Raw genomic sequence first — 25,626 nt, forward strand, 5'->3', positions numbered from 1 at the left:
ACATCGTTTAGTGAGCCGAAGCAGGATTCAGGAATTGAATACCTCCACGGGTCTGTTTATAAATAATATCAGTATCGTAGTAATCGGCAGAGATATTGTAAATAGCAATACCTCCCAATGGTGTTTCCATATTGAGAGCACCGTAAGCAGCTCCGGCGATGGCATTGCGCGTCACTCCGTTATAGTCGGTCAATGTACCGTCAGGAGTGACAGCCAACAGCAGGCGATCCGGAGCGGCCTTGCCATATCCGGTGGCATAGAATACAGAGGTTTCTATATCATATTCATCGGATGCACCGGAAATATCGAGTACGAAATAGTTGAAAAGGCTGCGCTGCGCTTCCGGCAACAAGGAAGGAGTACCCTCAAAAACTAACAGACACGGGGTCTGTCCCAAAGCATCCAGCAGCGACTTTAACGCCGAGACGTCTACCGCAGAGCCTTCCGAACCGAGGGCAAGCCCGTCAAATGTCCCTGTACGCACTGCCTCAACAGCAGAAGTAATAGAGGTATTCAGTTTATCTTTAGCCGTGCAATCTATATAGTAAAGCACTTTCGTCCCATAATCCTCACGCACCAACTTCATATCTTCCCGGTCATATTCGGACAGACGGTCGGCATTACGCATCGTCACTATATCGATACTGTCCGGCAACGCACGGAGAAAGTCCTTCTCACCGGTAGATACTTCCGGAGCATTATCCAACCGGGCATAAACGACAGCATGTTTCGTTGCTTTATATGCGCGAAGATTCTGCGTATATGCCGCATATTCTTGCGGATTCTGTTCCTTAAACCCATTCACCTGACTATCGTGTATTTCCATTTCCGTCCAGTCGTCACAACCGACAGCGGCAACCGACAGAAAAATAGTCAGCAAGCATAACTTAAAGATTGATTTATATTTCATAATCTCATTGATTTAAAGGTTTGTTCTAGTTTGAGGATTGACTATTCTCAATGGAATGGTCTTTCTTATCCCACCAAAGTTTAGTTCCTGCGGCATCGGGACCATTCAGCATTTCTACAGCTTGATCGATGTATTTCGGATTCCCTGTATATTCATCGGCAGGGAAAGGCAGACGACGGGGACCGATTGTTACATTCACACTATTGTTGGGGTCTTTATTCTCCACGGTAGGCAACAACTTCGGGTAGCCCGTACGACGATGTTCCGCCCATGCTTCCAGCCCCAGCGGAAATATTGCAATCCATTTTTGAGTAATGATACGCTCCAGGTTCCGTTCGAAATACTCCGCTCCAGGTTCCCAGGCAATCGTAATGGTACTTACCGCCGGATGGCTATACTTAATATCAGCCCCGTCCATCGGGTTCACATAGTCTATAGGCTTTTTCGTCGCATCCTTCACATATTGGTCCGCTCCGGTGGCTCCGCCACGCTCTTCGAATGAAAGGGCAATAGCCTTTTCATACAATGCCTGCGCATCGCCTCCCATATTCCAACCACGCAACGCGCCCTCGGCACGAAGGAAAGTCACCTCCGCCGCATTCATCCAGAGATAAGGGTCGGTGCTGGAAATCACCTGCTTTGAGTAAAGATTAATCATGTCGTCTTTCTTCTGGGTAAATATGCCGATACGTACACCGTAATAATCGTATACATCGACTTTCTCGCCATCCTGATCGACTGTCTGCACACCTTTGACAAACATCTTATCCAAACGCGGATCTTCATAACCTTTCATAATAGAAACTAAATCGGCACTAATACGGTAGTCATTCCAGTTATTAAACAGTAACTCCGAACGGTTCTCCGCCACATGAAGCATGGCGTTGTCCTCATTCGATTCAATCACTCCCGCTTCCACAGCCTTCTGCGCAATACGTTGCGCCTCGGTAGGATTGACATAGCTCATACGCATGGCAATGCGAAGTTGCATGGAATGTACAAACTTACGCCATTTGGAAATATTTCCGTAATACAAGTCTTCCAGTTTGCGGAAAGCCTCGGACGACAGGTCTTTGTTTTCCTCCAACACTTTATCCGCTTCTTCCAGTTCTTTCAGCATCTGTGTATATACCTGCTCCTGCGAATCGTAAGCGACAGCCAGGTCTTCACCCGAATTATCATTATCCATCATCTTCGAATAAGGAATCGGACCATAAATGTCCGTCACACGATGCATGATACACACCCGGAGAATTTTACCAAAAGCTAAAGCCACAGGGTCATCCGTCTTGTTCATCATATCGCGGTACTGCGGGTACATATCTTTAATCGGATCGGCAAACGGGGATTTGAGCCATCCCTGTTCGGGATTGAAAGTAGAGAATTTCATCACCCAAGTGTCTACAATTCCTTCCAGATAACCACCGTATGCTCCTCCTGCCATGGCATCCATAAACTGGTAAAGGTGTTCACGTGTAGGAATCACCAATCCCTGCATTCCTTTGAGCGTAGCACCTACAATATGATTCTCACGCTGCATTTCATCTCCGTCCGCTTCGTACATACTCCGGTTGATGTCGCTGTCGAAACAACCGCCCAACGGAAGCAGAAATAATGAAAGGATCATTATCAGAAGAATGTTATATATTCGTTTCATGTCCATCATAGTATTTAGAAGTTAATCTTTATGTTAAATCCTATATTCCGGGTACTCGGCATCATGAAGTAGTCGATTCCCTGATAATAGTTGTTCGTAGTAGCTACTGCTTCAGGATCGAAAGGAGCTTTACAGTAGATCATCCAGAGATTTCTGCCCACAAGGGATACATTGATATCACAAACATTGCCCAGCCAGCGGCGCGGAACGGTGTAACCGATATGTGCCTCCTGCAGACGCAGGTTGGTAGCACTATAAGTATAGTAGGTAGGCAATCCGCTCTGCGATGCTACCACTTCATAGAAGCTTTGCGGATTCACGCGGCTACGGCCGTTTATCCATACTCCTCCGGCATCACGCGCGGCAGCAGATGTTTCAGATACTCCGTAGAGATCAAGATAAGCCTGTGTTGCCGAATAAACGATTCCGCCCAAACGGGCTGTCAACAAGAAACCGGCATTGATACCTTTATAAGAGAAGCTATTATTCCAGGCTAAATTTGCCTTAGGAAGTACGCTTCCCAACTTTATGTCACCGGCATTGTCGATGGCTGTCACATTGCCGCTATCGTCAATCAGGACATTACCGTTAATATCACGCTTTAAATCGGCATGGGTATAAAGATCGCCCAGCGTACCACCTTCCTTCAGGATAAATTTCGCCTTTCCGAATCCGCGACCTTCATCGGTTTTGAGTTCCAGTTTATCGACGTTGTAAGTTTTGCCCGTTTCCGGGTGAACATAATCCTTCACTAGTTCGACGATTTCATTCTTGTTGGCCGAGAAAGTAAAGCTGCTGTCCCAGCCGAAATCTCCCCAACGATGCCCATAAGACAACATAGCCTCGAAACCATAGTTGCGTACATATCCGGTCTGTACATACAATTTGTCATATCCTGACGAAACAGGAAGCCGAGGATCAAATGTCTGATTATAAGTATTGGCGTAATAGAAAGATCCGCTCAATTTGAAATCTTTAAACAGGGTTGCATCCAGACCTACTTCCCATGAGTCAGTACGCTCAGGGTATAGTTTACCAATGGGATAATTCGTCTGCGATTTCCAGTCCTGCTTATTGGCATCATACGAGTAAGTAGGATAGGTAAGAAAACGAGGATAAGGATTACCTACGGAACTGAACGATCCACGTACTTTAAGATAATCCACCCAATCAGGCAGTTTCAACATTTCAGTGATGACAGCCGAAAGCCCTACGGAAGGATAGAAGAATGAAGCCTGCGGAGAATGTGTCAGCTGCGAAGCCCAGTCGTTACGTCCTGTAACGGTGAGATAAAGCATACTTTTCCACCCTACTTCGGCACTGGCAAAAATAGATTCGGTCGCTTCGCGCCAACCCACCTGCGTAGCACGTTTTTTTGCGTTGTCAAGGTCGTAAACATTGAACAGATTAGGAATACCAGTTTCTCGTATAGGCCCCGCATAGCCCAATTCCTTACTAGTCACTCCACTATAACTGGCACCGATATTGGCTACAATCGTAAAATCCTGAATACGTTTATTAATATTCACCAACACATCGGCATAAGTCTGCGAATATTGTCCGTTATTTACTGTATAATGGCCTTGTGAACTACCGTCAGTCAGCGTGTTGCTACTGCTTGCATAAAGCTTGCCTTCATATTCGCTATGAGTATTGTCGATGCGAACACGCCCTGCCACATTCAGCCAGTCAAGAATCTGGTAACTCAAACCTGCTGAAGCCATATAGCGTTTCTTATTGTTGAGACGGAGATTACGGTAAGCAATCCAATAAGGATTCTGCATACGAAGGTCACCTTCGCCCTGCGGCCAAAACTGTACGCTAATTTTCCGGGCTTCATCCCAACGCTCGAAATTCTTCACTATAGAGAAATCATCCCCACGAGGGAAAAGATAAGCAGAAACCAACGGATTGGAGTACTGCCCCTGATTGGTCATATTACGGTCGTTCTGAAGAATATAGCTTGCACTTACATCCAGTTTCATCTTGTCATTCAAGAAACTGGTCGTATTGCGGAAAGTGAAATTATATCTGTTATACCTATTGTTGGGAACCATCCCTGCCGAATTGACGGCAGCCGCAGAAAAGAAAGTCTGATTTTTATCCGTTCCGGTAGACAACGTAACGGAATTTGTATATACCGCACCCGTATCAAAAAAATCATCCGGCTCATATCCTGTTTGAGCAGCCGAGTTTAACTTCGGTCCCCAGCTATAAATATTGGAATTTCCTGTTTTACCATTACTACCTGTACCATAACGGTCCTGGAACTCGGGCATCTTAAAAGCATTCAACCATTCGATGCCACTTGATACACCTACTTGCAGCTTACCTACCTGTCCTTTTTTTGTAGTAATCACAATCGCACCGTTTGCCGCATTACTACCATAAAGGGCGGCAGCTGCCGCTCCAGTCAGTACGGAAATGCTTTCTATATCTTCCGGATTAATATCAGCAATGGCCTCGGTAGCTCCCTTTGAACCAAATTCCGTATCTCCTCCGCCACCGAAATTATACATCGGAATACCGTCAATCACATACAAGGCGTTACTACTCTGTTCAATAGACTTTGTTCCACGCATCACCACTCTACTTGCCCCACCGACACCGGAAGAGCTCGTATTGATAGTAACACCCGCAACTTTACCATTCAGGCTGTTTACAAAATTAGCATCCTTAATCTGGGTCAGTTCGTCGGACTTTACTTGCTGTACGTTGTAGCTCAATGCTTTCTGCTCGCGTTTGATGCCAAGTGCTGTTACAACAACTTCACTCAACAGTTTTGTATCCGAAGCCAGTTGCACGCTATATGTATTCTGTCCGGTTACTTTTACCGTCTGTGGAGTGTAACCTACATAACTGATACTCAACACACTTCCAACAGGAGCTTCGAGTATAAAATTACCGTCAATATCCGTAATAGAACCGACACTCGTTCCCTCTACATGTACATTGACACCAATTAACGGCTCTCCGTTATCATCCAGCACACGGCCGGTGATACGTTTGGCAGAAGCTGCTTCCGCTTCTTGTTTTTCCTGTGGAACGATGATTACATATTTTCCTTTTAACTGATAGGTATATCCCGTATTTCTAAGGATTTCTTTGAGAGAACTCTCCAGCGTGGCTTTTTCTAACGCCAAATTGATGGAGGGTTTGTTTTTCAACTGCGACTCATTGTAACCAACGGACAGTTTCGTTTGTTTTTCCACCTCTTTCAATGCCTCGATGACCGATATGTTTTTCTTATGGATCGTAATCCGGACATTGCTACTTTGAGCAAAAGTAGGAGCAGAAAGGAGCAGACAGCACAAAAAAAGCATAAATACTCGACTGATTGCCTGCTTATTGGCTATAAATTCATAAATTTGCTGCATCTTCTTAGTATTAGTTTATACAGATAAAGTTAGATTCTCGAATTTAGTAGCGTTTGTGTAACGCTAATAGTAAGAATTTCGATTTCACATCCGGGGGAAGGTTGCAGCTTCTCCCGGATATTTTTTCCGCATAGGCTTCTTGTATATTTTAAGGTTAATAATCGGTGTTATTCAAATAGTCCGGTAGCGGGAACGTTATTTATGACGCACCGTCAGATAACATTTGTCGCCCACTATCTTATAATCCAGATTACCCGTCACACGGGCAATAATATCCATCACTTCTTCTATGGAAGCGTTCTGCCCGAAAGTCAGGTTAAAACGGTCACTTTTCAGGCTGTGAAAGCTATACACGAATGTATAAGGATATTTGCGTTCGAGACGGGTGAAGATCTCTTCCATCGTCATACTGCGAAAAACAATCTCACCGCGTTGCCAGGCTGTGACATCCTGCATATCCGGATAAGTCACACTACCCAAGCGGGTGTGTTTATTATAAGCCAACTGTTCGTTGGGTTTCAGTATCTCTTGCTCTTTCAACCCGTTGTACTCTACCAGAACTTTTCCCGAAATCAACGTTGCCGTTACCTCTTCCTCTTCGGGATAAGCCGACACATTAAATTCCGTTCCCAATGCCGTGACTTGGAAATCTGCCGACTTTACGATAAACGGATGTGCTTCGTCACGTCTCACCTTGAAGTTGGCTTCTCCCACCAGATAGACACAACGACTGTCTCCCGTAAACTGTTGAGGATATAGCAAGGTACTTTCTGAATTGATCATCACTTGCGTGCCGTCCGGTAAAGTAATATTCTGCATCTCGGTGGTAGGTATATAAGCCTGCAACAAGTCCGGTGCCTGTCTGTTCTGTAAAGCCAGATAAATAGAGCTAGCGGATACGGCAATCAGCAAAGCCGCTGCAATCTTCCAGATAACCAGCCGCGTATGTAAGGTATGTACTTTTTGTCTCGTCTTTATTCCGGTGAGTTCTCTCATCCTCTCCAACGAATGTTGATAATTGGGAGTAGTTGCGGATTCGGTAGCTTTCCAAAGCTGACTCAATTCGGAATCCTTTTCATCGGCACGTTCGTCATCTATAAGCCATACACGAAAATCCCGGTCGACTTCCGCCGGATAGTCATGCTTGATATAACGGTCTATAACGTCACGAATATAATTCTTCATAAGGTGATATTTATTGTTTCTAAGAAACGTTTACATAATTACCACCATTCAGAAAGAGAAACTACGGAAAGAACCGGAAGAGAATAACAAACATTAACACTTTACGAAGTTCGGTCAATGTTTTGTAGATGTGGTCTTCCACTGTGCGCAGAGGGATTTGCAGTTTCTCCGCTATTTCTTTGTGAGACAAACCTTCAAACCGGCTCATCTCAAATATTTGCCTGCGTTTGGGAGGCAATTGGTCGAGTGCCATCTTGACGAGGAGGAGCACTTCTTTATAATAGAGATTTTCGAGCAATGAAGTATCTTCATCACACAAATCGCCTATCAACTGCGCTTTCATTATCTTATCTTCATATTCCTGTTCCACCTTCTGATGTTTGAAAAGGTTGAAGATTTCATTTCGGGTAACGGTATAAAGATAGCTCGTCATGGTTTCTTGCTCCTGCCAAAGTTCAGGACGTGTCCATAACTTAAGAAATATATTCTGAGCGATGTCTTCCGCATCCTCCTCCGATTTGGTCAACAACTTCGCAAAGTTCTTGACACGAGGGTAGTTAGCCGCGTAAAACCGTTCAAAACGAACATCCAAGTCTTCTACTTTTTCACTCATCTATTCTGCTTTTTATAATGAAAGCCGGACAAATATAGCCAATTTTAATTTCAGACAAACGAATGTCAGTAAAAAAAACATCCCGCCTTTCAGTTCATTTGAACTAAAAAGGCGGGATAAAATCAAAAACAGGAAAGTCCTGTCTTATTCTTCGTCCATCAGGATTTCCAAAATCTGGCAAGCAGCTTTCGCCACCGGAGTACCCGGACCGAAGATAGCAGCCACCCCTGCTTTATACAAGAAATCATAATCCTGTGCAGGAATAACGCCACCGGCAATCACTACGATATCTTCGCGACCCAGCTTCTTTAATTCCTCAATAATCTGCGGAACCAATGTCTTATGTCCGGCAGCCAACGAAGAAACACCGACTACATGAACATCGTTTTCAACAGCTTCACGTGCAGCTTCCGCAGGTGTCTGGAACAACGGTCCCATATCCACGTCAAAACCGCAGTCGGCATAACCGGTCGCTACCACTTTGGCACCACGGTCGTGACCGTCCTGTCCCATCTTCGCAATCATGATACGGGGTTGACGCCCCTCTTTCTTCGCAAACTTCTCAGCCAGTTCACAAGCACGCTTGAAGTCGCTATCGTTTTTACTTTCTGATGAATACACGCCTGATATAGTTCTAATTATTGCTTTATAACGTCCTACGACCTGTTCGCAAGCAGATGAAATTTCGCCCAATGTGGCACGGACGCGCGCTGCCTCCACTGCCAGTTCCAGCAAGTTACCCTTACCGGTCTTCACACATTCGGTAATAGCCGCCAACGCTTTATCTACCTCAGCCTGGTTACGTCCCTCTTTCAGACGTTTCAGGTTTTCGATCTGTTCAAGACGAACCGCCGTATTATCAATTTCAAGAATATCAATCGGAGCTTCTTTGTCCAGACGATACTTGTTCACACCGACAATCGTCTGCTGACCACTGTCGATACGAGCTTGTGTACGTGCAGCGGCCTCTTCGATACGCATCTTAGGAATACCTGTTTCGATAGCTTTTGCCATGCCACCCAGTTTTTCAATCTCCTGAATATGCTCCCAAGCCTTATGCGCCAACTCATTCGTCAGAGTCTCTACATAATAAGAACCGCCCCACGGGTCAACATTCTTGCAAATGTATGTTTCTTCCTGAATGTAGATCTGAGTGTTACGGGCAATACGTGCGGAGAAGTCCGTCGGAAGTGCGATAGCCTCATCCAACGCATTGGTATGCAAAGACTGTGTATGTCCCAAAGCGGCAGCCATAGCTTCGATACAAGTACGTCCTACGTTATTGAACGGATCCTGTTCGGTCAATGACCAACCGGAAGTCTGTGAGTGGGTACGCAGTGCCAATGATTTCGGATTCTTCGGGTTAAACTGTTTCACAATCTTCGCCCACAACATACGCGCGGCACGCATCTTGGCAATTTCCATGAAATGGTTCGTCCCAATCGCCCAGAAGAAAGACAGACGCGGAGCAAATGCATCGATATCAATACCGGCGGCAGTTCCGGCACGAAGATATTCGAGACCGTCGGCAAGCGTATAAGCCAACTCAATATCTGCGGTAGCACCTGCTTCCTGCATATGGTAACCGGAAATGGAGATGGAGTTGAACTTAGGCATCTTCTGCGAAGTATACTCAAAGATGTCGGAAATAATTTTCATTGAGAATGCAGGCGGATAAATATAGGTATTACGCACCATGAATTCTTTCAGGATATCATTTTGGATAGTACCAGCCATTTCTTCCAATTTCGCACCTTGCTCCAGACCGGCATTGATGTAGAATGCCATAACCGGCAGCACCGCCCCGTTCATTGTCATGGATACGGACATCTTGTTCAAAGGAATACCATCGAACAGGACCTTCATGTTTTCCAAAGAACAGATAGATACACCCGCTTTACCTACGTCACCTACCACACGTTCGTGATCGGGGTCGTAGCCGCGATGCGTAGCCAAGTCGAATGCAACCGACAACCCCTTCTGACCGGAAGCCAGGTTACGGCGATAGAAAGCATTTGATTCTTCGGCAGTGGAAAATCCGGCGTATTGACGGATCGTCCAAGGACGCAGAGTGTACATTACCGAGTACGGACCACGCAGGTACGGAGGAAGTCCGGCAGCATAGCCGAGATGTTCCATTCCTTCAAGGTCTTCTTTTGTATAAACAGGCTTCACTTCGATGTGTTCCGGCGTTTTCCAATCAGCGGAGATACCGTTAGCCTTTTGCCATTCAGCACCGTTAGCAGGCTGAAATGCGGCATATATATCAATGTTTTTAAAATCTTTTCTCATCTTACTTCAATAGTTTGGCGTTAAACTCTTTCAAGGTATCCAGCACATTGACACGGACATGGATAAAGTACTCAATACCTGCGGCTTTCAATGTATCGGCACATTCCGGATTACCGGCGATGATAAACATAGCACGGCCATTCAAAGCTTTGAAAGCGGGAATTGCATATTCCGCATATTCATCATCACTGGAACAAAGCACCACGATATCCGCCTTAGCAGCCATAGCCGCCTCTATTCCTGCCTCAACCGTTTCGAAGCCCAGATTATCAATCACTTCATAACCGGCACAAGCCAGGAAGTTGCAAGAGTATTGTGCACGTGCCTGACGCATTGCCAGATTACCGATAGTCAACATGAACGCTTTCGGACGTTTGCCGGACGCTTCCGTCTCAAGACGCAAAGCCTCGAATTCGCTGGCAGCACGGTCGGATACCAAAGTAGCCACATCTTTCTCGCAAGTATGTTCTTTGCCACCGCCACAACAACATTTTGCCTCAACCGGTTTCTTGTCACCCGCTTTTTCATTAAAGTTGGGGAATTGGTTGGTGCCCAACAATACTTCACGACGCTGTGCCACCGCTTTATGACGCGCTTTATTGCTTTCGTTCACAGCAGCCTGAACTGTTCCCGCTTTCAAGGCAGCATAGAAACCACCGGCTTCTTCGACAGACAGGAAGAGCTCCCAGGCCTGTTTAGCGATAGAGACAGTCAGGTTTTCAATATAATAAGAACCTGCAGCCGGGTCAATCACTTTATCAAAATGAGATTCTTCCTTCAGCAGCAATTGCTGGTTGCGTGCCAGACGCTCGGAGAATTCATCAGGGGTCTCGTATGTCTTGTCAAATGGAGTAACTGTCATTGAATCCACACCTCCCAAAGCAGCACTCATCGCTTCGGTTTGCGTACGAAGCAGATTCACATGTGCATCAAACAAAGTAAGATTGAATGTGGAAGTTTCGGCGTGAACCGCCATTTTTGCAGCGCAACGGCATTCACCGTTAGGACCTTTATTGTCGCAATCACGTACACATTCGGGCTTATAAGAAGCTACGATATTCGCCCAAAGCAGACGTGCGGCACGGAATTTTGCAATTTCGAGGAAGTAATTGGAGCTGATACCGAAGTTGAACTTGATTTTCTTGGCAACAATGGCAGCGGGAATACCGGCCTCTGTCAGTTGATTCATGTATTCATTACCCCAAGCCAGCGCATAACCCAACTCCTGAGAAATATAAGCTCCGGCATTGTTCAGAGATAAAGCATTTACATTCAGTACACGATAGAAAGGAAGCGGTTGGATGGCCTCAATCAAAGCTTTGCCCGTTTGCACCATATCGCCTTTTTCCTTGCCGCGAGTCAACATCTTATTGAAGAAATCATAGTTTATAGAACCTCTCAGTTTCTTCACATCATAATCTTTCTTCTGGAAATAAGCTACCAGCAGATTAGCCAACTCAACGACGTGTCCCTGGCAAGTAGAGAAGTTCAGTTCAACGCACTCAGCTTGAATATCATTCAACAGTGTTTCAAGATATTCCGCATTGAGTTCCTTTGCTTTCACATGGAAAGAAAGTGAATCGACACCCTTATTCAAGATATCCAACGCCTTTGCATTAGCTTCTTTCGGGCATTCCACTCTGATTTCCTGACGAACCAGCCACTCATTGTTGTCTTTCCTGGTTCCCCTCAGATAAGGGAATTCTCCTGGAAGCGCATCGGTAGTCTTCAAACCCTCCAGATCTTCCATCCGGTAGAAAGGTTTCACTTTGAACCCTTCGTTCGTTTTCCAAACGAGCTTCTTCTCAAAATCAGCACCTTTCAAATCGGCTGTGACCTTCTCCATCCATTGTTCGGTGGAGACTGGAGAAAAGTCTGAGAAGAGTTTTTCTTTTTTGTCTGCCATAGTTTATTTAAAATTAAAACAAGATTAATATTGTCTTTATTTTTATCTATCTCTCTAAATGTCCGTTGTTCGACTTGCAAATATAACCAAATAGTTAAAACAATACTCTTTTTTAGGGAAAATTCGCACAGCCCGGAAAATGAAGAATAAATAAATGAAGAATAGGAAATGGGAAATGAAAAATTACCATTATTCATCCTATATATACAATAGGTATAGAAATTCTTCATTTTTCATTTTTAGTTCTTCATTTATTTGATTTGCTCCAATGTTATGAGTAATTTTGCACCCGTTTTATAAAAGACATTATAAAAACTACTATAAATTATGGATTGGTTACAAAGTTTATTGTGGGACCCTAGTTCTGTGGCACATATCGTGCTCCTCTACGCATTTGTAGTGGCAGCCGGTGTGTATCTCGGTAAGATAAAGATATTCGGAGTATCTTTAGGTGTCACGTTTGTTTTGTTTGCCGGCATCCTAATGGGACATTTCGGCTTCACGGCCGATACACACATCCTACATTTCATCCGTGAATTCGGATTGATTTTGTTCGTATTCTGTATCGGTCTTCAGGTGGGGCCGTCTTTCTTCTCTTCTTTCAAGAAAGGGGGAATGACACTAAACCTGTTGGCTGTAGGCATCGTAGTGTTAAATATTGCTGTTGCGCTGGGGCTTTATTACCTGTGGAACGGCCGGGTGGAATTGCCGATGATGGTTGGTATACTCTATGGAGCTGTGACAAACACTCCGGGACTTGGTGCCGCCAATGAAGCATTGAACCAGTTGAACTATACCGGTCCGCAGATCGCGTTGGGTTATGCGTGTGCATATCCGCTCGGTGTGGTAGGTATTATCGGTTCTATCATTGCTATCCGCTACATCTTCCGTGTTAATATGGCTAAGGAAGAAGAGAATCTGAAGATTCAAAGCGGGGACGCACACCACAAGCCACACATGATGAGCCTTGAGGTACGCAACGAATCAATCAGCGGAAAGACACTGATCGAGATTAAAGAGTTCTTGGGACGCAATTTCGTTTGTTCGCGTATCCGCCATGAAGGGCACGTCAGTATTCCCGACCACGAGACCATATTCAATATGGGCGATCAGTTGTTTATCGTCTGCTCGGAAGAGGATGCTCCGGCTATCACCGTATTTATAGGAAAAGAGGTGGAACTCGATTGGGAGAAACAAGACCTGCCGATGGTTTCACGCCGTATCTTGGTCACCAAACCGGAAATTAACGGAAAAACGCTCGGTTCTATGCACTTTCGCAGTATGTATGGGGTAAATGTAACCCGTATCAACCGTTCCGGTATGGACCTGTTTGCCGATCCGAATCTGGTACTTCAAGTAGGTGACCGTGTGATGGTAGTAGGCCAGCAAGATGCAGTAGAACGTGTGGCAGGTGTGTTGGGTAATCAGTTGAAACGTCTGGACACTCCGAATATCGTAACTATCTTCGTCGGTATCTTCTTAGGTATTCTTCTAGGCAGCCTTCCGATTGCATTCCCGGGTATGCCGACTCCTTTGAAACTAGGTTTGGCAGGTGGTCCGCTGGTAGTAGCGATCCTTATCGGACGCTTCGGTCACAAACTCCATCTGGTAACTTACACAACAATGAGCGCTAACCTAATGCTTCGCGAAATAGGTATCGTGCTTTTCCTTGCCAGTGTCGGTATTGATGCAGGTGCCAATTTTGTGCAAACGGTAGTCGAAGGTGACGGATTGTTATACGTAGGTTGCGGTTTCCTTATCACCGTCATTCCATTGCTTATTATCGGTGCTATTGCCCGACTGTATTATAAGGTAAACTACTTCACTCTGATGGGATTGATAGCCGGTAGTAATACCGATCCTCCCGCACTGGCTTATGCCAACCAGACAACTGCCGGTGACGCTCCGGCCGTAGGGTATTCGACGGTTTATCCGCTATCTATGTTCCTCCGTATCCTAACGGGACAGATGATATTATTAACAATGATGTAAATCAAGCTTAGCTTATAAATAGTAAAGCCGGCTCTATTCTTTTAAGTAGAATATGCCGGCTTTACTGTTTTATCTCCCTTTATTCATTATACCATATATTACAACTTCAGTTTCTTCACTACAAACTCCTCCACAAAGCGTACCGTTTCTTCTATTCCTAAAGAAGAGGAGTCCACACACAGATGATAAGTAGCTGCCGCTCCCCATGTTTTATAACTATAATAATTATAGTATTCCGAACGTTTCTTATCTGCTTTCTCCATCATTTCCTCCGCAGCCTCCTCATCAATATGATGGATCTGACACAACCGTGCAATGCGGTCTTCTTTGGAAGCCGAAATAAAAACGTTTACACAACGCGGATGTTCGCGCAATATATAATCCGCACAGCGCCCCACAAACACACAGGATTTTTCAGCCGCCAAATGACGAATAACATCACTCTGTACCTTAAATAAAGCATCATTGCTCAAACAGTTGGTACACGGCATAGCCCCCTCACTAATAAAAGGGAACCGCATTCCGAACAACCCACCGATAATACCTTGTGAAGCCTTTTCATCCGCTTTTTCAAAAAATTCTCTACACAATCCGCTCTCTTCAGAAGCTAGATTGATCAACTCTTTATCATAGAAGTCGATGCCCAAACGGGCTGCCAACTTCTCTCCTATTTCTTTTCCGCCACTACCTAACTGGCGACCGATATTAATGACATAGCTACCGCTCATAGTACATTTTGTTTTATGGTTTGGTAGCAAACATACGAATTATTTCTAAAACTCACATCATCAGACGAAAGTTATATTTGAAAGTTACAATAAAATATCCTTTTATTTCCTGCGTCCGAGACTCATAAAACCCGTCGGAAGTAGCCATACGAGCATAACTTTTCCGTTTGCCAAGAATATCCGCCCAATAAGCAGACAATTCGGCTTTTCTCTGTTTCAGGAATCGCCAGGTTGCCCTCGCATTCCACACAATCTCATCATCCTCTCCTTTCTGGATATTTGTCCCGCTACGCAAGATATAGCCTGCATCCGTACGCAACTGTAACCCGAAAGGAAAATCCACATAGCCGTCAAAACGGAAATTATAATAGCGGGTATAGGTATTATTATCATTCAGAGAATTAAGTGAATACTGATAATCCCATGAAGTAGAAAAATCAAACCCTCCCCAAGTGGGCTGATAAGAAGCTTCCATCTCGCAATTCAACCCGGTATCACGTGTTGTGCTTTTCTCCGGCTGTTGACTTCTATCCTCATTAATCATACTGACACGATTACTATGTCTTCCGGAGGTACTCAGTTTTAAAGAAAAATGCCCGAAACGCTTCCACCAGTCAGCACTGCCATATGTATTCCAATTTCCATTGATATTTATAGGGTATGTCTCCCGTCCACCGGTCTGCACATCATAGAGAACAACTTGTGTGACACTGTTCTTCTCCATCTGCCATCCCAGATTGGCGGATATTCCCTTTGAAGGATGTTGAAAACTCACATGCATAGTATGCATAAACATCTGTTTCAAATCCGGATTTCCACGAGTAATATACAACGGATCGCTATTATCCGTCAACGGCATTAAGTCCGATAAAGAAGGCTGCCGGGTTCTTCCGTTATAATTAAGACTGACACGCATTTTCTTTTTCCGCCAACTCAGCCATATCATAGGCTGATAATCAATCGTACGCATTGTGGTGTCCGCATAAAGTTTTCCGACTTTCCGATCAATAGTACGCTTCTGCGGAGTGACACCCAACGAAGCATTAAACATCCAAGTATCATCCGAATAATTGAAGCCTACATTCAAGTCGTGCCCATTACTGCGGCTATGACTCCTATTACTTAAACTATCCACATACCCCGCCTCATAACCTGCAGGCAAATCACCGAAAGAATCCCGGTTTGTCATGGAAGACAATTCATACGTATCACGGTTGTCCCGTTCATACTGTGTATTCCAATTATATGCTGCCCGGAAATGCACCTTCTTGCCAATCGGTTGAGTAAAGCTGACTCCTACCCTCCACTGATTATTTGTCTGAGGAGACTTTATATATTGGTTTCGATAAAGTACCGAATCATTCCCATTCTTGTCTTCCAGCTTGAAATAAGTAGTCTGAGACAGCGAAAAACTCTCATTATCTCCCCATGAATCAGAATTTGTAACATTCAATCCTAATGTAGTTCCTTTCTCATTCAAACGCCTCATAATCCCAATCATCCAATTATAACGATTGGATTTATTTTCCGAAGCCGAGCGGTTCTCACTACGATTGACTTTCATATCCTTAGGTATAGATTCAAAATCAGCAAACAGACTCTCATGATTCACATTAGGAGGAGCATCAAAAGAAGCACTCTGATTACTGCTCTCATTCTCGTTGGGAGAAAGCCCGAAACTCCCGTTGAAATGTATGCGTGTACGCTTATCGACTTTCCATTCCCCCATCAGACTCGAATTCATAGACCGGCTTTTCGAAGTACCCTCATTGGCAGAAGCCGAATACTGATTGCCACTCGTCAAATATTGTTCCCGATACATGGAAGTGATATTTCCATTCCGGTTCAAGTCATAGTTCACATTTCCGGTCAAAGAAAACTTCTTGCCGAACTTGCGCGTCATATTCAGCCCGACAGAATTATTGATATTGTCCTTATAAGTGCTATTCTGATAGCGATTGGTAGAACGGGCCATAAAAGAAAGATTCTCTCCGTTCTTATTAAAATAATTCACCTGTCCTTCCAGGTCCTTCTTTTTATTATTTCCATATCCTACCGTCGCATTCGTCAGCCAAGTCTTGTTCAGTTCATCTTTAGTCTGAAGATCAAGCACATACTTTTTCTCTCCAGAACTGATTCCGGTAAACTCTTCTTCTTTTGATTTCTTATCATATACTTTCAGCTTGCTAATCAAGTTTGCCGGCAGATTTTCGAGCGCCGTTTTCTTATCCCCCGAGAAAAAGGATTCTCCATTGACATTGATCTCACTGATAGCCTGACCGTTGTAAGTTAACGAATGATCTTTCTTATTATACACCAATCCCGGAACACGTTTCACCAGATCCTCCAGATAAGAACCTTCGGGAGTTTTATAGGCAGCAGCATTGATAACGGTAGTATCTCCCTTCATCTCTACCTCTTTCAATTTTCCCGTGATTGTCACTTCACCGATTTGTATATCATCATCCTTCAGTGTGACCACACCAACATTCACAGACAGCGAATCACTTAATATACGGTATACGGACTCCATTCCCATGAAGGAGACTTTCAATAAATATTGCCTTCTGTTCTGCGGCTGATATTTAAGAACAAAACGACCGTTCTTATCACTTGTCGTACCCTTTACAAAAGTGGAATCCCTCTTCTCCAGAACAACTATACTGGCAGATGGCAGTGGTTGTTTTTTGTGATTACCAGCTTCAATAGTCTGCACAGCTCCTCTTACCGTCCTTACCTGTTGCGCATACGACACCGTATGCGCACAAAAAATGAATAAAAAAATTCCGCACAGTCTACAAGCATTCATGTCAATAGTAGTAGTCTATATTAATTTAACTGAAATGATGGAGTAAAATTAAACAGTTTTTTTGAAAGCGTACTACTTTATTCATTTTATTAAAACTTATTACATTCCAATCACACAAAACATTCAAGAACAGCCATCAAATAAATCCGGTTAAAATAAAAACAAACTAATAATAAGTCCTATCTTTGCCGTTCGAAAATATCCACTATCATTTTTCTAATTAAAATTTATATAGAAGTGAAATCTCCGTTCCTGACCATCACGTTGCTATGCCTTCTCCTTTTGACAGGCTGCATCATTAACCATAATAAAACATCTTTGGAAGCATTCAACCGGGAGATATATACCCCCGAATACGCTTCGGGATTTAAGATTCTGGGTGCCGAAGACTTTGCCAGTACACTGATACAAATATCAAATCCCTGGCAGGGAGCCAAAGATGTGAAGATGTCCTATTTCGTTTCACGCAACGGTGAGCAGGCCCCTGCCGGATTCAATGGTCCCGTTATCCCGGCCGGAGCCAAACGGATTGTGTGTATGTCTTCTTCCTACATTGCCATGCTCGACGCGTTGGGAGAAATCAGCAGAGTTGTCGGAATTTCCGGTATGGATTATATCGCCAATCCTTACATCCTCGCCCATAGGAATTCAATCAAAGATATGGGAGCAGAAATGAATTATGAGTTGTTGCTGGGACTGAAACCTGATGTAGTTCTGCTATACGGGATAGGTGACGCCCAGACTGCCGTAACCGACAAATTGAACGAACTCTCCATACCTTATCTATATATAGGAGAATATTTGGAAGAATCGCCGCTTGGAAAAGCCGAATGGATGATTGTCCTCTCGGAGTTGATTGACAACCGGGAAAAGGGCTTGAACATATTCCGGGAAATTCCCCGACGCTATCATGCACTGAAAGCCTTGACCGACTCCGTAGAAAAACGCCCCACCGTCATGTTCAACACTCCGTGGAACGACAGTTGGGTAATGCCTTCCACCCAAAGCTACATGGCGCAACTAGTTGCCGACGCCGGAGCCGACTATATCTATAAAGAAAACGACTCCAACAGCTCGACTCCCATCGGCCTGGAAACAGCCTACGGACTAATACAAAAAGCCGATTACTGGATCAATGTAGGTTCTGCAAAAACGCTGGATGAACTGAAAGCCGTTAACCCCAAATTTGCAGACGCCAAAGCTGTACACGAAAAGACAGTGTACAACAACAATCTACGGCTGACACCCACAGGAGGAAACGACTACTGGGAGTCATCTGTGGTACGTCCCGACGTAGTGCTACGTGACTTAATCCGTATCTTTCATCCGAAACTCGTATCCGACTCACTTTATTATTACCGAAATCTGGAATGAAAAGAACCGATTATTCGGATATGAAAGAATTTGAGCATTTTTCATTTCTAACAACTATCTTTGCAGAAGTCTAACATACTACAAATCGTAATCCGGGATGAAACAGCCTCATGCACATATCACTTTTTTATTCGTTACACTAGGCATTGTCGCCATACTGTTATTACTGACAGATATGGCAACAGGAGATACATTTATCCCTATTTCCAAAGTATGGGCGGTACTCACCGGAGGTGAATGCGACGAAATGACACGTAACATTCTGTTGTCCATCCGCTTCGTGAGAGTTGTAGTGGCAGGATTGATAGGTATAGCATTATCCGTAAGCGGGTTACAGATGCAGACCGTTTTTCAAAATCCTTTGGCCGACCCTTATCTATTGGGTGTCAGCTCCGGAGCAGGCTTAGGAGTGGCATTGTTTATACTCGGCGCTCCGTTGCTCGGATGGACAGCCTTCCCATTGCTGCAATCCATCGGAATCATCGGTTCCGGATGGATAGGTACTGCCGTCATCCTGCTGGGAGTAGCCGTCATCAGCCGGAAAGTCAAGAACATTCTGGGAGTTCTGATCATGGGAGTCATGACAGGTTATGTAGCAGGCGCCATCATCCAGATATTGCAATATATGAGTTCTGCCGAACAGCTAAAAGTGTTCACACTGTGGTCGATGGGCTCACTCGGTCATATCACAATGACACAGTTAGCCATTATGGCCCCCATAGTATGTATCGGACTCGTGGTTTCCATCGCCTGCATCAAACCGCTGAACTTGCTGCTGCTTGGAGAAAACTATGCACGGACGATGGGAATGAATATCAAACGCTCACGGACACTCATTTTCATATCTACCGCCCTACTGACGGGAACAGTTACCGCCTTCTGCGGTCCGGTTGGATTTATCGGATTGGCCGTGCCGCACATCACACGATTGTTATTCAACAATGCCGACCATCGTGTGCTCGTTCCGGGAACAATACTTACGGGACTTATCGGTATGCTGCTTTGCGACATTATCGCCAAAAAATTCCTGCTTCCGGTCAACTGTATTACCGCCCTGTTGGGAGTTCCGGTCATTTTATGGGTAATTGCTAAAAACTTGCGTATAATCAAATGATTCAACTTAAAGATTTGACATTGGGATACGGTCGGCGCATATTGCTGGACAATGTATCCGCCCGGATACCAGAGGGACAACTAGTTGCCCTGTTGGGACGCAACGGCACAGGAAAAAGCACCCTGCTCCGTGCCATGATGGGATTGGAAAAACCTCAATCAGGAGAAATCATCTTGCAGGAAAAAAACGTAGCTTCGCTAAAACCGGAGAGATTGGCCCGCAGCATTAGTTTTGTAACGACTGATAAGGTACGCATTGCCAATCTCCGGTGCGAAGACGTGGTCGCTCTCGGACGTGCGCCTTATACCAACTGGCTCGGACAGCTGCAAGGAGAAGACCTAAAGAGGGTGGACAATGCCATGCGACTGGTCGGTATGTCCGGCTATGCCGACAAGACAATGGATAAAATGTCCGACGGCGAATGCCAGCGAATTATGATTGCCCGTGCACTTGCACAAGATACACCGGTCATTCTATTGGATGAGCCTACCGCTTTTCTGGACTTGCCCAACCGGTATGAATTATGTCTGCTCCTGAAAAGGCTGGCACAGGAAGAAAACAAATGTATCGTATTCTCCACACATGATTTAGATATTGCATTATCAATCTGCGACTTTATCATGTTGATCGATAATCCTCACTTATATGCGTTGCCGACTTCCGAAATGGTAGCCAGCGGACACATAGAAAGACTTTTCCACAATGAATCCATCACTTTTGATGCACAGGAGATGAAAGTACGTATCAAATGAAGCTAGAAGACAATGGGATACGGTGCGCTGTGAAGACCGAAGAAAGTTACACTTCTTCACAGTGTGCCATATCCCAACCACGAAATTGAAAACTATGTCTTTACTGTTTTCACTCCAAAAGCACAATAAGTCAAATAACACACACAAGCTAAAGTAACAAAAACACCTCCGATCACACCTACTGTTCCAATCGCAAATCCAATAACCGGAGTAACGACTCCGCCACCGGCAACAGCAGTAATCATCAATCCTGAAATTTGGTTTGCTTTTTCCGGCCTTGCCTGTAAAGCCATCGAATAAATGATAGAAAATACGGATGAGGCAAAGAAGCCGACAGCACCGATACAAATCAGATTCACCATATCATTTTTTACAAAGGCCAGAATAAGCAAAGAGAAAATACAGGCAACAATATTCACACGGAAATATTTCATTTCAGCAATACGGGCTAACAAGAAAGCACCCAGCAAAGCACCTACCGTACGGCTTAAAAAATAAACCTGTGGGGCAAACTTCACTTGTTCTGCCGTCCAGTCAAATCGTTCCGCCATCAGTTTGGAGCTAATAAAGTTGGTAGCAACATCTACTCCCACAATAAAAAAGATACCCAGAAACAACAACAGAATCGTTTTATCCTTCAACAAAGAAAAAGTATCACTGATAGAAATCTGCTGCGTTGCAGCGGTAGAATCTTCCCGTTTAACAGGAGTAGCCATCAGCCAAACAGCGGATAATAATGTGATAAAGCCTAATATCGGGAAGCAATAATACCATTTGTCATCTCCAAAGTGAGCTACAGCCAACAATACAATCTCCGGCCCGACGAGAGAAGACACAGCTTTAATCACTTGTCCTGCAGTCAAACTACTTGTCAGCAAACGTTGGCTGGTTACCACATTACTCAATAACGGATTCAGTGAAACCTGTAAAATGGCATTGCCAATTCCCAAAAGAGCATAAGCTATCATACAAGTCGCACTGTTATAAACGACTAATGGCAGCAGCATACCCACTACCGTTATTCCCATACTAAGTAAAACCGTATTTTTACGTCCCCATTTGTTCATCTGATTTCCAACAGGAATACCTAAAAACAGGAACCAGATAAAAACCAATGAAGGAACAAATCCCGTCATGACGGGAGACCAGTCGAAAGTACGTTGAACATAATCGGACGAAATACCGACTATGTCACAGAAGCCCATTACAAAGAACCCGAAGAGGACGGGAAGGGCGGCATAAATAGAGTTTTGTGTTTTCATGTTTAACTCACTATATTATAAAATGTAGAATCCTCGGTGCCATTGTCAAGCGACATCGGCACCGAGGTAAATAAGCTGTTTATTCAGAACAATGAGGCGGATTTTCCACTCCCCATTTTTCATTCGGTTGATTACCCATTGTGAGTTTCAATGTTCCACCTTTATAGAGTTCATCCCGGTACAACCAGCACTGTTCCAATGGTTCGCCATTCAGCGTAGCAGACTGTACATAATAAGCATCCGGTGTATTACCAGTCGTTTCAATCACAAACGTTTTTCCCGTCGCGTTCATCGGACTAAGTTTGATTTCAATCTTATCAAACAACGGACTGCCCATCTGGAAAGTCGGCCGTTCACAAGAACCACCCTGTACATCAAACAACCCCATTGCTGCCATCACATACCAAGCTCCCAACTGTCCCTGATCCTCATCCTGACCGTAGCCATAACCATGCTCTCCGTTTGTTCCATAAAACTCATCACAAATCAAGCGCGTCCATTTCTGTGTCAGGTAAGGTTTACCGGAGAAATTGAATAACCAGGAAATATGAAGACTAGGCTGATTTCCATGATTATAAGGGCTCTGTAAACCAGAGAAAGCATTTACTACTTTTCCACCACCAAAAATCGACTTACGGGCTTCTGTGAAGATAGAATCCAACCGATTATTAAACTCATCTTTGCCGACTTTTTCAATCAAACGAGCCGGATTCTGCGGTACAAAGAAAGTATATTGCATTGCATTCCCTTCCTGAAAACCTCTCCATGATTCCAATGGATTAAAGTTATCAATAAACTCACCATTGGGTACTCTCGGACGAATCATCTTCAGCGAATCATCAAACAGCTTTTCCCAACCTGCAGAAAGCTCCATCAAACGCTCATAATCTTCCGTACGTCCCAAAGCTTTTGCCCATTGAGCCACTGCATAAGCACTAAAACTATATTCTAATGTGTGAGATACGGAGAAGCTCGAACCTTCCGGATGTGTGCCGAAATGAACACTGTTTTCATAAGGCACATACCCTCTCTCTACAAACTGCTTCACATCCATCTTGCCTGCCCCTTCAATGCGGCCTTCCCAGCCTAATTCATTCTTCAAGGCTGCCTGATAAGCTGTTTCCACATCAAAGTTACGAATTCCACTATTATAAGCACCCGCTAAAGTGATGCTCACCATATTGGTTCCTACTCCGGAAACATACTTGCTAGTTGCAATACCATCACCCAGCCAACCAGCATCTTTATACACCAGTAACTGACTGTTTACAAAGTCATTATAGTACTCCGGATATGCCAATGCCCAAAGAGAAGTAAGGTTCCAGTAAGCTCCCCAAACCGCATCCGTATTATAGTGATTATATTCCGGTTTACCATCCTTAGTCAAAGGTATCTGACCAATGGTACCGTCATTTTTAGGATAAGCTCCGTTGACATCGCTGGCAAGCCCTCTACCCAATAATGCATGATACAACCCGGTATAGAATTTGATTTTGCTATCTTCCGTACCTCCGGAAACCAAGATGCGGCTCAAAGACTCATTCCATTTATCCGTAGTCGCTTTCATAGCCTCATCAAAAGTCAAGTCTTTCGCCTCCGATTCCAAATTCACTTTTGCATTTTCTATGGAAGTATACGATAAACCTATTTTTACATTGACTATCTCGTCTTTCTTTGTTTTATAATTCAGACACATGATAGCACCCGGCCCTTTTATTTCATTACGAGCCATCAAAGCACTATCTTGATAAAAAACTTCGACAGATTCCGGCGCACGGTCCAATTTTGCATAAAAATACATGGCAACCGAGGCACCTGCCTGATATTTCTTCACATATTCCGGCTCTGTAATCACATAACCTTCAATAGTATTTCCATCTACCTGTCTGATGTACGCATCACGCACAGCTCCACTTTCGCCCTGACGATTGCCGATATTAAACAATATATGGGCATTCTCCGATTCCGGGAATGTATAACGCTGGAATCCGACACGAGCCGTAGCAGTAAGTTCAGCCTTTACCTGATAATCCTTTAATAACACAGAATAATATCCCGGACGTGCAGTTTCATCTTTTTTATCAAAGCGGGAACGGAAACCTTTATCCGGTTCTTCCAGCTTTCCGGGGTTTGTTTTCACTTCTCCCGTAACAGGCATCAGTGAAATTCCTCCTATCTGAAACTCGTGCAAGCAGGGAAAACCATCAATAGAAGCATGACCGTCCTCATAACCTACAGCCTCCCAACCTTGATTATTTCCGTACGTGCCGTTTGTAGATGCACCCAGCTTAGCTAAACCGAAAGGCTCGGCAGCCGGAGTATAGAAAAACCACCGACTATGAACCGTACCAATATTCGGGTTCACATACTCTACCAGATTGGGACGATCAGGTGTTTTGCACCCTACGATACCTGCCAGAATCAACAGGCTACCTATCCATTTTAATTTCATCATTTATTTCATTTTTCTGTTTGTAACTTCTCCTTTAATCATTGCCACACGTGCATAATATTCCGGTACACACGAAGCATCCAATAACCATTTCGGCTTACGTTTTTCATCAGTCCGCCCTGTCCAGTCATGATACATCAGTCCCGCCTGATCACGTGCATGATCCCAAGCATAATCCAGTCCTTTTATCATCGTATCCACATACTTTGAATCCCCCGTAACATTGTACAGATCGTGATACCCTCTAAACAAAACCAGATTAAACCAAGGCAAATCTGCAATATAGGGAATACCTTCTTCCGTGTATTTAAAGAACACTTTGTAACTTCCTTCTGCCAGAAATTTAGCATTATTCAGATACGCCTGCTCACCCGTATAATTATATAAAGCTACAGCTGCTTGTAACAAAGTACCTGTATTGTAAGTATACAAATCCGGGCATACTGCCGAAGTCGTTGTTAACCATGAGTTCCAAACGACTCCTCTTTCCGGATCTTTCAGATATTTATCAATCCAATGATAGAACTTCTTTCCCACCTCCAGATAATACTCATCTTTAGTTGCTTCATAAAGTTTTAAAGCCAACACCATCGCTTTTCCGTTAGAACAGGCAGGTTTCTGATCTTTCACTCCTTCCAGCCAGGAAACAGCTCCTTCAAAGTTCTCATCCCAACCACTTAAAATAAAGGTCAATACCTGTTTCGCTTTCTCCAGATAATGAGGATTTTTAGTTACCAAGTAAGAATCAATATAATCAATACCCACTAAACCATTGTCATCATAATAGCGGTCTACCTTTCCAAATTGAACAGGGTAAGCCTGATAACCGAAAGGAACGCGTGTTGTATCATAATAATGTTCCATCGCCATCACCATCGAATCGACATAAACTGTATATTTCTCCGGTTCGATGGCAGCCATCAATACTGCTGAAGAAAAGACACCACTCATAGGCCATAGGTAAGAAACCTCTTGTGCCTGTCGGGTAGAATCATTAAAATAAGTCAGATCAGGACGATGACTACCGGGATAATATTCAGAGAAGAGACCGTATTTGGGAACCCGATAGAGTTCCCAGACACGTTGAAACATTTCTTCCGCCTTATCTTTGTTCGGAGTCGCTTTGGGCTCTCCTGCACAAGAGAAAAGCATGGATACCGCTGATACAAATAAAACTATATTTCTAATTTTACCATTCATACA

Annotated in this window: 16 protein-coding genes; 4 read left to right on the forward strand and 12 right to left on the reverse strand. The window is 44.1% G+C overall.

The genetic code is table 11. From position 1 onward, the window contains the following. Positions 1–7: 7 nt before the first annotated feature. The 7 genes from H8S63_RS14205 to mutA form a co-directional block, all read right to left on the reverse strand. The gene (locus H8S63_RS14205; protein WP_186927172.1) at positions 8–910 is read right to left on the reverse strand and encodes a glycoside hydrolase family 18; all 903 of its coding nucleotides are present in this window, start codon (positions 908–910) and stop codon (positions 8–10) included. Positions 911–935: 25 nt separating this feature from the next. Continuing rightward, positions 936–2,576, reverse strand: coding sequence for a SusD/RagB family nutrient-binding outer membrane lipoprotein (locus H8S63_RS14210; protein WP_186927173.1), 1,641 nt, complete (start codon positions 2,574–2,576; stop codon positions 936–938). A gap of 5 nt (positions 2,577–2,581) precedes the next feature. Next, on the reverse strand, positions 2,582–5,944 hold the full coding sequence (locus H8S63_RS14215) for a TonB-dependent receptor (RefSeq protein WP_186927174.1): 3,363 nt from the start codon (positions 5,942–5,944) through the stop codon (positions 2,582–2,584). 195 nt (positions 5,945–6,139) lie between these two features. After that, entirely contained in the window at positions 6,140–7,129 is a 990-nt protein-coding gene (locus H8S63_RS14220; RefSeq protein WP_186927175.1) for a FecR family protein, read from the reverse strand. A gap of 61 nt (positions 7,130–7,190) precedes the next feature. Continuing rightward, positions 7,191–7,742 (reverse strand): RNA polymerase sigma-70 factor, encoded by a 552-nt coding sequence (locus tag H8S63_RS14225; RefSeq protein WP_143864989.1) that lies wholly within the window; start codon positions 7,740–7,742, stop codon positions 7,191–7,193. A 144-nt stretch (positions 7,743–7,886) separates the two neighbouring features. Further along, positions 7,887–10,034: a methylmalonyl-CoA mutase gene (scpA, locus tag H8S63_RS14230; protein WP_007751753.1), complete on the reverse strand. Its 2,148-nt coding sequence runs from the start codon at positions 10,032–10,034 to the stop codon at positions 7,887–7,889. Position 10,035: 1 nt separating this feature from the next. Further along, complete coding sequence (gene mutA / locus H8S63_RS14235; protein ID WP_186927176.1) at positions 10,036–11,940, reverse strand: methylmalonyl-CoA mutase small subunit; 1,905 nt, start codon at positions 11,938–11,940, stop codon at positions 10,036–10,038. Between the two features lie 327 nt (positions 11,941–12,267). Here mutA and H8S63_RS14240 point away from each other — a divergent pair, with 327 nt between their 5' ends. Beyond that, on the forward strand, positions 12,268–13,932 hold the full coding sequence (locus H8S63_RS14240; protein WP_007751760.1) for a putative transporter: 1,665 nt from the start codon (positions 12,268–12,270) through the stop codon (positions 13,930–13,932). A 98-nt stretch (positions 13,933–14,030) separates the two neighbouring features. Here the strand turns inward: H8S63_RS14240 and H8S63_RS14245 are convergent, their stop codons facing one another. Beyond that, positions 14,031–14,660 carry an AAA family ATPase gene (locus H8S63_RS14245; RefSeq protein ID WP_007751763.1) on the reverse strand — a complete coding sequence of 210 codons (630 nt, stop codon included), beginning with the start codon at positions 14,658–14,660 and terminating at the stop codon, positions 14,031–14,033. A 52-nt stretch (positions 14,661–14,712) separates the two neighbouring features. After that, entirely contained in the window at positions 14,713–17,469 is a 2,757-nt protein-coding gene (locus H8S63_RS14250; protein WP_186927177.1) for an outer membrane beta-barrel protein, read from the reverse strand. A gap of 237 nt (positions 17,470–17,706) precedes the next feature. Between H8S63_RS14250 and H8S63_RS14255 the strand changes: the two genes are divergently transcribed. The 3 genes from H8S63_RS14255 to H8S63_RS14265 all read left to right on the forward strand — a co-directional run bounded on the left by H8S63_RS14255 (position 17,707) and on the right by H8S63_RS14265 (position 20,709). Then, complete coding sequence (locus H8S63_RS14255; RefSeq protein WP_022275775.1) at positions 17,707–18,843, forward strand: ABC transporter substrate-binding protein; 1,137 nt, start codon at positions 17,707–17,709, stop codon at positions 18,841–18,843. Positions 18,844–18,940: 97 nt separating this feature from the next. After that, a complete protein-coding gene (locus H8S63_RS14260; protein WP_022275776.1) occupies positions 18,941–19,957 on the forward strand; it encodes an iron ABC transporter permease in 1,017 nt (338 codons plus the stop codon). After that, entirely contained in the window at positions 19,954–20,709 is a 756-nt protein-coding gene (locus H8S63_RS14265; RefSeq protein ID WP_186927178.1) for an ABC transporter ATP-binding protein, read from the forward strand. The genes H8S63_RS14260 and H8S63_RS14265 overlap by 4 nt, the downstream gene beginning before the upstream one ends. A gap of 92 nt (positions 20,710–20,801) precedes the next feature. Here the strand turns inward: H8S63_RS14265 and H8S63_RS14270 are convergent, their stop codons facing one another. From H8S63_RS14270 to H8S63_RS14280, 3 genes are all read right to left on the reverse strand, one after another. After that, entirely contained in the window at positions 20,802–21,971 is a 1,170-nt protein-coding gene (locus H8S63_RS14270) for a sugar MFS transporter (protein WP_022275778.1), read from the reverse strand. A 79-nt stretch (positions 21,972–22,050) separates the two neighbouring features. Beyond that, positions 22,051–24,426: a GH92 family glycosyl hydrolase gene (locus H8S63_RS14275; RefSeq protein WP_186927179.1), complete on the reverse strand. Its 2,376-nt coding sequence runs from the start codon at positions 24,424–24,426 to the stop codon at positions 22,051–22,053. After that, positions 24,427–25,623, reverse strand: coding sequence for a glycoside hydrolase family 76 protein (locus tag H8S63_RS14280; protein ID WP_186927180.1), 1,197 nt, complete (start codon positions 25,621–25,623; stop codon positions 24,427–24,429). Positions 25,624–25,626 lie beyond the last annotated feature (3 nt).

Origin of the sequence: Bacteroides sp. NSJ-39, assembly GCF_014287315.1 — a bacterium.
GTDB lineage: Bacteria > Bacteroidota > Bacteroidia > Bacteroidales > Bacteroidaceae > Bacteroides > Bacteroides finegoldii.

What these genes read in the sequence shown, in the direction of transcription:
- H8S63_RS14260 (WP_022275776.1), top strand. Translation starts at nt 18,941, where the DNA reads ATGAAACAGCCTCATGCACATATCACTTTTTTATTCGTTACACTAGGC.
- H8S63_RS14240 (WP_007751760.1), top strand. Translation starts at nt 12,268, where the DNA reads ATGGATTGGTTACAAAGTTTATTGTGGGACCCTAGTTCTGTGGCACAT.
- mutA (WP_186927176.1), bottom strand. Translation starts at nt 11,940, where the DNA reads ATGGCAGACAAAAAAGAAAAACTCTTCTCAGACTTTTCTCCAGTCTCC.
- H8S63_RS14205 (WP_186927172.1), bottom strand. Translation starts at nt 910, where the DNA reads ATGAAATATAAATCAATCTTTAAGTTATGCTTGCTGACTATTTTTCTG.
- H8S63_RS14210 (WP_186927173.1), bottom strand. Translation starts at nt 2,576, where the DNA reads ATGATGGACATGAAACGAATATATAACATTCTTCTGATAATGATCCTT.
- H8S63_RS14220 (WP_186927175.1), bottom strand. Translation starts at nt 7,129, where the DNA reads ATGAAGAATTATATTCGTGACGTTATAGACCGTTATATCAAGCATGAC.
- H8S63_RS14270 (WP_022275778.1), bottom strand. Translation starts at nt 21,971, where the DNA reads ATGAAAACACAAAACTCTATTTATGCCGCCCTTCCCGTCCTCTTCGGG.
- H8S63_RS14250 (WP_186927177.1), bottom strand. Translation starts at nt 17,469, where the DNA reads ATGAATGCTTGTAGACTGTGCGGAATTTTTTTATTCATTTTTTGTGCG.
- scpA (WP_007751753.1), bottom strand. Translation starts at nt 10,034, where the DNA reads ATGAGAAAAGATTTTAAAAACATTGATATATATGCCGCATTTCAGCCT.
- H8S63_RS14280 (WP_186927180.1), bottom strand. Translation starts at nt 25,623, where the DNA reads ATGAATGGTAAAATTAGAAATATAGTTTTATTTGTATCAGCGGTATCC.
- H8S63_RS14215 (WP_186927174.1), bottom strand. Translation starts at nt 5,944, where the DNA reads ATGCAGCAAATTTATGAATTTATAGCCAATAAGCAGGCAATCAGTCGA.
- H8S63_RS14225 (WP_143864989.1), bottom strand. Translation starts at nt 7,742, where the DNA reads ATGAGTGAAAAAGTAGAAGACTTGGATGTTCGTTTTGAACGGTTTTAC.
- H8S63_RS14275 (WP_186927179.1), bottom strand. Translation starts at nt 24,426, where the DNA reads ATGATGAAATTAAAATGGATAGGTAGCCTGTTGATTCTGGCAGGTATC.
- H8S63_RS14265 (WP_186927178.1), top strand. Translation starts at nt 19,954, where the DNA reads ATGATTCAACTTAAAGATTTGACATTGGGATACGGTCGGCGCATATTG.
- H8S63_RS14245 (WP_007751763.1), bottom strand. Translation starts at nt 14,660, where the DNA reads ATGAGCGGTAGCTATGTCATTAATATCGGTCGCCAGTTAGGTAGTGGC.